Genomic DNA, 315 nt, shown 5'->3' on the forward strand with positions numbered 1-315 from the left:
ACTATTGATCCTTAAAACGGCTGCATACTCTTGCCACGAGCCATCGATATAATTGCATGAAAAAGACGCGGCGGGTTCATACCTTTTTAAGCTTTTATTGTAGATGAGTGTACCTGGGTATAGCTCCCTATAGTCAGTTAAGCTTTTAGTAATATTACTAATGGTAACTTTAAACAATTTCGCTAAAGTCGATGCATTTACTACACCTTCCCAATAAGCAAACATTTCAATAGCTTTTAATCTGGATCCTTTTGTACCTAAGCCTCCATTAATCATTATATTTCACGCCTTTTATTAAACCAAGAGGAGTACTAT

Annotated in this window: 1 protein-coding gene; it reads right to left on the reverse strand. The window is 35.9% G+C overall.

Annotation, left to right across the window (positions count from 1 at the left end; all coding sequences use genetic code 11):
* Positions 1 to 276 (reverse strand): BrxR family helix-turn-helix transcriptional regulator (locus tag AAEY62_RS21380; protein ID WP_502935538.1); only part of this gene is annotated, 276 nt, incomplete at its 3' end.
* Positions 277 to 315: the final 39 nt, after the last annotated feature.

The organism is Pseudoalteromonas sp. GW168-MNA-CIBAN-0100 (genome assembly GCF_040309225.1).
Taxonomy (GTDB): Bacteria; Pseudomonadota; Gammaproteobacteria; order Enterobacterales; family Alteromonadaceae; genus Pseudoalteromonas; species Pseudoalteromonas arctica.